This window comes from Nocardia sp. 852002-51101_SCH5132738, assembly GCF_001665695.1.
GTDB classification, from domain to species: domain Bacteria; phylum Actinomycetota; class Actinomycetes; order Mycobacteriales; family Mycobacteriaceae; genus Nocardia; species Nocardia nova.
This window is the reverse complement of record NZ_LZML01000014.1, coordinates 1-8,398: the sequence shown is the minus strand read 5'-3', so window position 1 is coordinate 8,398 and position 8,398 is coordinate 1. Positions and strand designations below refer to the sequence as shown.

At 64.7% G+C, this 8,398-nt stretch carries 7 protein-coding genes; 6 read left to right on the top strand and 1 reads right to left on the bottom strand.

Features of this window, described 5'->3' with window-relative positions:
• The first annotated feature begins 211 nt into the window (after window positions 1-211).
• The 4 genes from A5789_RS01705 to A5789_RS01690 all read left to right on the top strand — a co-directional run bounded on the left by A5789_RS01705 (window position 212) and on the right by A5789_RS01690 (window position 6,260).
• Window positions 212-904 carry a hypothetical protein gene (locus A5789_RS01705; protein ID WP_155525728.1) on the top strand — a complete coding sequence of 231 codons (693 nt, stop codon included), beginning with the start codon at window positions 212-214 and terminating at the stop codon, window positions 902-904.
• Window positions 905-929: 25 nt separating this feature from the next.
• Window positions 930-2,321: a radical SAM protein gene (locus A5789_RS01700; protein ID WP_064902188.1), complete on the top strand. Its 1,392-nt coding sequence runs from the start codon at window positions 930-932 to the stop codon at window positions 2,319-2,321.
• Window positions 2,318-5,365: a glycine--tRNA ligase gene (locus tag A5789_RS01695; protein WP_064902189.1), complete on the top strand. Its 3,048-nt coding sequence runs from the start codon at window positions 2,318-2,320 to the stop codon at window positions 5,363-5,365. Before A5789_RS01700 ends, A5789_RS01695 begins: the two co-directional genes overlap by 4 nt.
• Window positions 5,366-5,780: 415 nt before the next feature.
• Window positions 5,781-6,260, top strand: coding sequence for a GNAT family N-acetyltransferase (locus A5789_RS01690; protein WP_064902190.1), 480 nt, complete (start codon window positions 5,781-5,783; stop codon window positions 6,258-6,260).
• Window positions 6,261-6,471: 211 nt separating this feature from the next.
• On the opposite strand, the gene A5789_RS01685 is transcribed toward A5789_RS01690, so the two are convergent.
• Window positions 6,472-7,407 (bottom strand): phosphotransferase family protein, encoded by a 936-nt coding sequence (locus A5789_RS01685; protein WP_064902191.1) that lies wholly within the window; start codon window positions 7,405-7,407, stop codon window positions 6,472-6,474.
• A gap of 260 nt (window positions 7,408-7,667) precedes the next feature.
• Between A5789_RS01685 and A5789_RS01680 the strand changes: the two genes are divergently transcribed.
• Window positions 7,668-8,066, top strand: coding sequence for a WXG100 family type VII secretion target (locus tag A5789_RS01680; protein WP_082940402.1), 399 nt, complete (start codon window positions 7,668-7,670; stop codon window positions 8,064-8,066).
• Window positions 8,029-8,398, top strand: a 370-nt coding sequence (locus tag A5789_RS37585) for a transposase (protein WP_369817482.1), incomplete at its 3' end; no start/stop codon positions are given. The genes A5789_RS01680 and A5789_RS37585, both read left to right, overlap by 38 nt.

The window sequence follows — 8,398 nt, the reverse complement described above, 5'->3', positions numbered from 1 at the left end:
GAACCGAATTCCATTGTGCTAGAATAGATTTAGTACCGAACTAGCTTCGGACTTACACGGTTCTCGTGACACCCTCGGTATCGGCTGTGCGTGCGATGCCGACGATCTCGCCGAAGCCGACATCGAAGGCATTCTGGATAACTCCGCGTTGTCGCTGCTACCTCGTGTCCCGATCCTGACCGACACCGAGACCAAAGCCGTTGCCACAGACGTGGTCTCGATCGCCGAATACCTCGACGAGATCGCACCACAATCCGGCGTCAGGCTCATGGGCGCCACGCGACGCCACCGGGCCATGGTTCGCTCTATCTGCGCCTGGGCGAGTCACGACCTGCCTTACCTGCGCGAGGGCGCGTCCTACGCACGTTCGCTCCGTGTCACTCCGGGCACCCCTGCGCCCGGCGCGGTCGAACAGGCACGGTGGCTGTGCGACGTCGTGTCCCGGTTGTTGCGTCGTTCGAGCGGCCCGTTCCTCGTCGGAGACTTCGGACTCGCGGATGTGATGGTGTCGACCTACTTCCAGCAACTGCGCGGCTGGCATATCGGCATCGACGACCCAGCTGTGCGCGACTATGCGCGGCGACTGCTGGAACGCCCGTCGGTCGCTGACCACATCGACCAGGCCCGCGCGATCTACCGGGCCATCGACGAGGCCCCGACCGGGTCGCCGCAGTGGATCCTGCGCCACTACCGCTATCACCCGGGAAAGCAGCTCCTGCACGACTGGCAACGCGACCATTGCCAAAAGCTGGTCAACGCCACTGCCGTGCAAGCGGTACGACTTGCCTACCAGGGTCTCGACCTGGATCAGATCACGCAGTCGCTCGCCCACACCTACAAGGTGTCGCCGGAGCGCGTTGCCGACGACGTCGCCACATTGTTCGCGCGCCTCTCACCCGTCTGACCGCCCCGATTCAAGGAGGATCGCGATGCCCCCCACCCTGTCCCGTGCCTTGACCGAGCAGCTGAGATACCGTGCCGACCTCGGCCTACTGTTCGACCCACGCACCGGCACCTTCCATCGACTCGGCAACGCGGTTGCCGAGTCGATGGTGTCGATGATGTTCTCCGGCGCCGATGACGACACCGTCATCGGCGATATCGCGCAGCGCTACAACGCCGCCCCCTCACGCGTCGCGGCCGACGCCGCCGACCTGGTGACCGCCCTGACCTCCCCGCCCACACCCGATCAGGTCGACCGTCACCGATCGCTGCTGGGCATCGACAAGCGGTTCGGGGCGAAGCTCGACTTCCCGTTGCGACTCGAAATCGAGCTCACCGCTGTATGCAACTGGGCGTGCGGCTTCTGCTACAACGTGTGGAAGATCGACCCGGACATGAGCGACGCCGAGGTCCGGCGCGCGGTAAAAGCATTGCCAGAAAAGCACATTCCGACCGACCTGGCATGCTCGATCCTCGACGAATGCGCCGACCGGGGCTGTTTCGTTATCCGCTACAGCGGCGGGGAGACACTACTGCACCCCGATGCCATGGAGATCTTCGAACACGGTGGACGCCGCGGCCTGTATCAGGTGGTGTTCACCAACGGTCACTTCCTTACCGCAGAACGGGCGAAGCGCCTGGCAGCAGCGAACGTGCGGTGTGTGCTCGTCTCGATCCACGGCGACCGCGGCACCCACAATGAACTGACCGGTCATCCCCGCGCGTACGACCGCGCGATCGACGCGATGCGGTTGCTGATCGATGCCGGTATCACGGTGGTCGCGGAAATGACACTGGTCAAAGGCAACATCGACGGTGCGTTGGACGTCATCCGTGATGTGTATGCGCTCGGGGTGCGCGAGTTCGGTGTGATGCGGTACGTCCCGACCGGCCGCCACGACGACCGCTACGGCATCCCCATGTCAGTCACCATGCCGCTGATCACCCGCATCGACGAACTCCTTGCCGCCGAATGCCCGGGGATGACCGTCGCGTGGCCGTGCGCACAGAAGGTGTGCACCAGTGACACCGACACTCCGTTGCGGTCCGACGACCCCACCTTGGGATTGCGGCTGTCGCAGATATCCGGGCATTGCGAGTCGGGCATGGTGTGGGGCAGCGTCTCCTACGACGGCCGATTGCGGAACTGCCCGCACTCCAACGTCTACTTCGGCTCCCTACACAACGAGCCCCTTGCCGGGGTATGGCCCGCGTTGACTGACGCCGTGCACGCAGCGGTCGCCACCAGGCCCTCCTGCGCTGGTTGCGCCGTCGCCGACGCCTGCCGCGGCGGCTGCCACCTGCCCAGCTTCTTCGCTCCGGCGACCGGAGTAGCGCTCGGAATGCCCGCCCTCACCACCGATAGGATCTCGGAATGACCACGGCAGCTGCCCGCAACGACAACCTCTCCGCGCCCGTATCGATGCAGGAAGCGATTCTTCGTCTGCAAGCGTACTGGTCGCAGCGAGGTTGCCTGCTGGGTCAGCCGTTCAACACCGAGGTCGGCGCCGGCACGATGAACCCGGCGACACTACTGAGCGTGCTGGGGCCGGAAACCTGGAACGTCGCCTACGTCGAACCGTCGGTCCGCCCTGATGATTCCCGGTACGGCAAAAACCCGAACCGCCTGCAAACTCACACCCAGTTCCAAGTGATCCTCAAGCCCGAACCGGGCGACCCGCAGGAGCTCTACCTGGGGTCGCTGGCCGCGCTCGGCATCGACCTCGACGCCCACGATGTGCGGTTCGTGGAGGACAACTGGGCCCAGCCGGCGATCGGGGCGTGGGGTCTGGGCTGGGAAGTCTGGCTCGACGGGATGGAGATCACCCAGTTCACCTACTTCCAGCAGGTCGCGGGACAGAACCTCGACCCGATCCCGGTCGAGATCACCTACGGCCTCGAGCGGATCCTGATGGCGATCCAGGGCGTGACGCATTTCAAGGACATCATCTACGCGCCCGGCGTCAGCTACGGCGACATATTCGGCCAGTCCGAATACGAGATGTCGCGCTACTACCTCGACGACGCCGACATCGACACCACCCGCGGGCTGCTCGACGCATACTCCGCCGAGGCCGACCGGATGATCACCGCCCGGCTGCCGGTCCCCGCCCACGTGCATGTCCTCAAATCCAGCCACGCGTTCAACATCCTCGACTCACGTGGTGCGGTGAGCACCGCCGAACGGGCGAAGTGGTTTGCGGTGATGCGCAAGCAATCCCGCGAAATCGCCACTCTATGGACGGAGCTGCGTGAGCAGGCCGGGCACCCACGCGGAGTGCAGGCCCGGCCATCGCTGGCCACACCTTCCATCGACCCCGCCACGATCACGTCGAGCCCGGGATCGGCGCTGCTGTTCGAGATCGGCACCGAAGAACTGCCCCCACATGTCGTGACCGCCAGCATCTCCAGCGTGCGCTCCACACTCACCGAACTGCTGGATTCCACCGCACTGCCCTACGGCGAGATCACCGTGCAGGCAACCCCACGCCGGATCGCCGTGATAGTCGAAGACATCGCCGATCGCGAGCCCGACAGCGTGAACCTGCGCCGCGGCCCGAAGGTTGCCGCCGCCTACGACGCCGACGGCAACCCCACCCCGGCGCTCGCCGGTTTCCTGCGCTCGCAGGATGTCTCGGCTGACGATCTGCGGCGCATAGAAGTCGGCGGCGCCGAGCACGTCGCGGTCGAGACCACTCGCGTCGGCCGGTCGGCGGCGGTGGTGCTCACCGACGTCCTGTCCCAACTCACGGTGTCGTTGCGAGCGGACAAGAACATGCGCTGGCGTGACCCGGAATTGAGTTTCTCACGCCCGATCCGCTGGCTGGTCGCGCTACTCGGCGACGAGGTCCTCCCGGTCACCGCCGGCGTGGTGGCAGCCGGGCGTAGCACCCGAGGCCAGCGTCACTGCGCCGCACCGACATTCGACATCGCCACCGCCGCCCGTTATCGCTCAGTGCTCGAGGCCGAGGGAATCGTCGTCGATCAGGATGAGCGCCGCGCCCGTGTCCTATCTTCGGCCACTTCTCTCGCCGAGGCTGAGAACGGCCGGATCGATCTCGACGGTGAGGCTGACCTGGTCGATGAGATCTCCAATCTCGTCGAATCCCCGACCGGCGTCCTCGGTCATTTCGATCCGAAATACCTTGACCTGCCAGAACAGATCCTGATCACCGTGATGCGCAAGCATCAGCGTTACCTCCCAGTCCGCTCCGACACCGGTGGCCTGCTGCCGGTATTCGTGACGATGGCCAACGGCGACTGCAACCCCGACGTCGTCCGTAGCGGCAACGAAAAGGTGCTCCGCGCACGCTTCGAGGACGCCGCATTTTTCTGGAGCGCCGACCTGGCCATCACCCCCGATGAGTTCCGGGCCCGGCTCGCGTCACTGATGTTCCACGACAAAGCCGGCACCATGGCCGACCGCGCCGACCGCATAGCCGCAGCCGCCACCAGGCTCGCCACCCGCATCAATCTCTCCGGCACAGACTCGGCCACCCTGACTCGCGCCGGCACCCTCGCGAAATTCGACCTCGCCACCCAGATGGTGATCGAAATGACCTCCCTCGCAGGCACCATGGCACGCGAATACGCAACCAAAGCCGGCGAACCCGCACCCGTGGCCACTGCCCTGTGGGAAATGGAACTCCCCCGCTCCTCCGGAGACGCCCTCCCCACCACCACACCCGGTGCGCTACTCGCACTTGCGGACCGCTTCGACCTACTGGTCACGATGCTGGCCGTCGGCGCCAAACTCACCGGCAGCGCCGACCCCTACGGACTGCGCCGAGCGGCAACCGGAATCCTGGCCATCCTGCGCAACCAGCCCGAACTCGCCGACATCACTATCCCCGTCGGCCTCACGACCGCTGCCGACCTGCTCCGAGGCCAGGGCGTCACCGTCGACCCGTCGGTGCTGTCTACCGCCGAGGAACTCATTACCACCCGGTACGAGCAGCGGCTCCGCGACGAAGCAGTCGCTCCGCGACTCATCGCCGCCGTCCGCCCCTCCTCCACGGCTCCGCATCGGGCGGACATCTTGATTGACCAGATCAGCAAAGCCACCACAGACGATCGATTCGCCGATCTCGTGGAAGGACTGCAACGGATCATGCGGATCCTGCCTCGCACCGCGCCCGCCACCTACGACCCCGACAGGCTCACCGGCCCCGTCGAACGGCAACTGCTGACCACAACGGGATCAGTACCTGCCGCCGACGGCAGGCCGCTGACCGAGTGGATCCGTCATGGCCACAGCCTGATCGAACCGCTCACGACGTTCTTTGACGAGGTCCTGGTGATGGCCGACAACCCCGCCGACCGATCGGCACGGCTGGGGCTGCTGGCCACGATCTTGGCGAAAGCTCCAGCCGGAATCGACTGGCGAGAAGTCCACCAGGTGCTGCAGAAGCCGGAGGGGTAACTGTGGTCGTTGGGCCGACCGGCACGTGACGGATTGCGAGCGAAGTACGAGGAGCGGCCGTGCGAACCCAGCTTCGCCCATCACGTTGGGGAAGACGCTGATCTCGGTCAGGCCATTTTCCTCGTAGGTGTATAAGTCGCCGACCGGGACACATTCCCCGGCCGGCGACACCACCAGTGATCTCGCGGCCGTTCCCACCCCGCCGAGGACGAGTTCACGGTGAGGCGCCAGCTCCTCAACGAGAGACTCCCGTCGCCGTCTCCGGCGGATTCAGCGCCACAGACGACGAACTAACCAGCAGCCCCGACTGGGACATCGCGATCATCGGCCGAAGTATCGCCGATACAGTCGCGCCAGCCGACCTCACATATCAACTAGCCACCATCGTCCGAACTATCCACACGCAGGAGCGCCCATGAACGTCAGTCCCCTCAGCATCGAATACATCAACAAAGTTCACGACCTCATGGAACTCGGCGAACCCTTCATTCGCGCCCGTGGGCTGTCGGACTACTGGCTCTACGCCGAGCTGTTCTCCTCGACCTGCCCCGTCATGATCGACGAAAATAACGCCCTCACCGGCGCGGTGATCGCATTCCGCAGCCAGGACAACCCGGCCGAGGTCTATATCCAAGACGTCATGATCCATCCGGACCATCGGCAACAAGGCATCGCCCGCGCATTGCTCAACAGCGTGCGCACTCAAGCCGAAAAATGGGGTTGCGAAAGGATCTACCTGACATCGGAACCGGAAAACCGAGCGGCACACGCTACTTGGATCACCCTCGGCTATGTCAATGTCCCCGGCGACCACGAGATCGGCGGTGTTTCGGTCACCACCGATTACAAAGGGCCGGGTCGCAGCCGCGCGGTCTACGAATTCAACGCGGGCTAAGCCGTCAGGCCGCAGGTCACAGGCACCCCTCTGGCCGCCGTTCCATCGTTGTGGCCCTACTAGTCCGCGCGGGCCGAACCGGCAACCGAGTAGGAGCCGACAACAGCCCGCCCCACGTGTCCCCCACACGAAATCAAGATTTCACCAGTTCCCATGGCACACAAGGACGCGGGCTTGGAGCTGTCCGTCTTGAGTCCCTACGAATGCCTATTTACCAGTCGACGCGTCGGCGGAGCCACTCTCGCGTGACCCGAACTGCGTCGACCCTGTATTGGTACAGGTTGGGCGATCGCCGAGGTGTCGGGCGGCGCAAGGCTCGCTCCCAATAGCCGAGAAGCCCGCACAAGAACGCGTCCACGGCGACTGGCTCGACATCACGACTGCTCGGGTGGGTAGCCAAGATCGGATCCGGGTCTACCCCGGCAGCGAGCAGCGACGGCACGAGCGCGGCGAGGTCGATCCAGGATGCACCCACACACGGCCAAGCCCAATCGATCACGACCACGCTGCCTCCGGCGCGCCACAGCATATTGTCCGGACGCAGGTCCGTGTGGAGCAGCGTGGCACCAGCCACATGGCCCGGCCACACGGCCTCCAGCGACGCCAGGCGTCCCAGATTCCGCGATGACCACTCATCCAGATCTGCAGGTGCTCCCTCTGCGGCGTACTGCCGCCACGCATTCAGCATCGGCCCGTACGCCTCAGCGAAGGTCGCAACGCCCGGAATCAGGTTAGGAGTCAACAGCCGGCCAAGGGTCTCAACCGTCGCGAGCACAGCCTCCCGTTCGTCGTGGTTGTCCAACCGGGGATGGCGACCAGCAACGTCGTCGAACACCATGGCAAACCAGCCCTCGGCGTCGAAGCTGGCATGTAGTGCCGGCGTGGGAACCGTATGAGGGAGCCGGGCCGAGGTCCGCGCCTCGCCGCGATACATCCCCGCCAGGTCGTCGTCGGCATCGATAGCCTTGATGAATACCCGCCGCCCGTCGGTCAGCAGGGCTCGGACCGCAACGCCATGGCTGAAACCACCGGACTGGGTGTCGGCCTCGACCACGCCAGCACCGACCACACGCTCGATCGCAGCGCGGACCGCCACAGGCACGTCGCCCCAGTCAGGTCTTATCGCGGTGCGCGTCCTATCGGTCATTGCCCCATCATGATCGCCGAAAGCACTCCCGTTCCACCGAATAACTCCGCACGAATCCGAGCGCTCCGGAGCAGTTGAGGAAGCCAGCCTCGCCAGCGGACAGCTTCTCCTCTCCCTCGAAGGACCCCTGATCGGCTGCGCTGACTGCCTCTGCTTCGTGAAGCACCAGGGAGCGGTACGGCCACTCGTCCGCTCCGCTGCCGTTGCGCGCGTCATATAGTGCATGTCGGGATTCCGAAAGCACTTGTGAAGGGGGGATTTTGGCCGATCAGATGCGGGTGGACCCGGCCAAGCTGCGGGAAGCAGCCAGGTTCGTTGCCGACAAGGCCCAGGTAATGCGGGAACGACTCAAGACGCTCGACGACACCGTGGGAAAGCGCCTGTTGGCGGAAGGCTGGACCGGTAGTGCTGCTTCCGGTTACGACGGGTCATGGACCGAGTGGAAGAAGGGCGCCGAGACGGTGATCGAGGCGTTGGACGAGTCCTCGTACAAACTCGCTGACGCGGCGAATGTGTATGAGGCGCAGGAGACCGCCAACCGCGGCGGCATCCAGCAGTCCAGCCTGAACATGAACCGCCCCGGAGTGTCGGGAGACTTCAACCTCTGTGAAGGATGGAGTCGTGTCGAGTTCGAAGAAGTACCCGCAGGAGCTGCGTGAGCGGGCCGTGCGGATGTTCGCCGAGATCAAGGGCGAGCACGAGTCGGAGTGGGCGGCGATGAAAGCGGTCGCTGACCTGCTCGGAGTCGGGACGCCGGAAACTGTCCGCAAATGGGTGCGCCAAGGCCAGATCGACACCGGAAACCGGGCAGGAACCAGTTCCGATGAGATGGCGGAGCTGAAGCGGCTGCGACGCGAGAACGCAGAACTCAAGCGCGCCAATGCAATTCTCAAGGCTGCGTCGGCTTTCTTCGCCGTCAATGTAATGCTGTTGGCACCCAGCGGGGTTCGCTCGTTTTTTCGCTGCCCCAGCGTTGCGATGCTGGTGGCTT

Coding starts and splice junctions, on each gene's coding strand:
- A5789_RS01700 (WP_064902188.1), top strand. CDS start 930: ATGCCCCCCACCCTGTCCCGTGCCTTGACCGAGCAGCTGAGATACCGT.
- A5789_RS01695 (WP_064902189.1), top strand. CDS start 2,318: ATGACCACGGCAGCTGCCCGCAACGACAACCTCTCCGCGCCCGTATCG.
- A5789_RS01690 (WP_064902190.1), top strand. CDS start 5,781: ATGAACGTCAGTCCCCTCAGCATCGAATACATCAACAAAGTTCACGAC.
- A5789_RS01685 (WP_064902191.1), bottom strand. CDS start 7,407: ATGACCGATAGGACGCGCACCGCGATAAGACCTGACTGGGGCGACGTG.